We start from the raw sequence: 1,631 nt of genomic DNA, 5'->3' as shown, positions 1-1,631 counted from the left end.
CTTATCTTTAGATTATAAAACACCTAATATGGTATACAAATTATCAGCCTAAATTCAATTTTTAACCTGTAGCCATATTTCAGGACAAGACATTTAAAAAAACAGTAAATGCATAAAAGCTTATCTACTTTACAGAAGAACAATCCCGACATTGAATTAAAAGAGTTAGCTAAAGATTATGTTGTTTTAAATCCTTGGAATGATTCTTCTTTTGCATTTATGATTCCTAAAACTGCAAAAATACCGTCTTTCACAAATATTTTATTATTAGAAGAGTTTAGTTCAATATTAGATAAAAAAAATAATGTTTGGGAATTTATTTATTCGCCAGAAAAAAAAGACAAAGAAATTATCTCAAGAAAATTTAAATTCATTTATGACGGAAGAACTTATGAATGTTCATTTGAAAAGTCATCGAGATATTTAAAATTTTTTGCAGAATCATTTAGACTAATTAAATCTGAAACAAAAACTTCCTACAGGAATTTACGTCAATTTAAAGATTACTATTCTAAAGAGAAGCCTGATTATGTAAAAGAATATTTTAAAGATAGATTTCCTTATTCATTTTATGTTAAAGGAGATATCAATGCTATATCTGATAAAATAAAATTTGCTAAAACATTAAACTTCTATTTATCTTATTATGATAGATTATCACCAGCAATTCAAATTTTTAATACAGATAAAATAGATTTTAAAACAAAATTACCTTGTTACACTCTTTTTGATGTATTTCCTTCAGAAATAAATTCAAGCTCAATAGATTTAACTTTATTAGATATTTTAAGTGTAGCAAGTAAAACAACAGATATTAGATTAGAGTTTATTTTTTATTTTCAAATACTTGAATACGCAGCTTATTACTATATGGAAAATGAAGATGATTCGAAATTAAGACAAATATTAAAACGTCCAGATATTAATCTAAATGCTAACGATTACATAAAAGAGATTATGGAGGTTTTATCTGATAGGTTCAATGTTCATAAAAGTAGCGACAAAACAAGATTAGAAAAAACAATTAAAAAGTTTTGTAAAATAAAAGACATTGAACTTGAATTAAAAGAAAACAAAGATTCTTTAAATAAAAAAATAGTCTTTGATGGAGGTTTAAAGATTAATGGCTTATTCAAGGATATTTCTGCAATCGAATCAGGTGGAAACGGAATATTAAACGATGTAATAAACAATATTTCTAAAATTAGGAATGTAATAGTTCACTTAAGAGAAAGTAGAGAAAACACGGTTATTTTACCAACTGAAAGGAACAATGAATTATTACTTCCTTATTTATATTTATTAAGAAGAATTTCGGAAAAAGTAGCAATACAATTTGAATAAAAAACTATTGCCAACACCGGTAACCGTTGCACAAGCCCGTAATAAATAGTATAACTATAATTAAAAACCGTCTTTAGAGACGGTTTCTATTTTTATACACTTAAAATTTCAGGTGATTTATAAGGTCTTAAAAGCTATTAATAGCTTTATAAAAGGTGTTTTTGAGACTAAAATAAAGCGCAAGCACTCCTACACCACTTTTAGAGCGTTTTTCTATAAATTTCATATACTTTTTGAGGTTGTAAGCAATAGCGGAGAGCTGCATGCATTTATTAGCTTGCTTGATT

The 1,631-nt window shown here is 25.9% G+C and carries 1 protein-coding gene; it reads left to right on the top strand.

Annotation, left to right across the window (positions count from 1 at the left end):
* The first annotated feature begins 108 nt into the window (after positions 1–108).
* On the top strand, positions 109–1,344 hold the full coding sequence (locus tag FQU21_RS17260; RefSeq protein WP_147679269.1) for a hypothetical protein: 1,236 nt from the start codon (positions 109–111) through the stop codon (positions 1,342–1,344).
* Positions 1,345–1,631: the final 287 nt, after the last annotated feature.

The organism is Algibacter pacificus, assembly GCF_008033385.1.
In the GTDB taxonomy this organism is placed as follows: Bacteria; Bacteroidota; Bacteroidia; order Flavobacteriales; family Flavobacteriaceae; genus Algibacter; species Algibacter pacificus.
The sequence above is the reverse complement of the archived record's forward strand: the minus strand, read 5'-3'. Positions and strand labels throughout refer to the sequence as shown.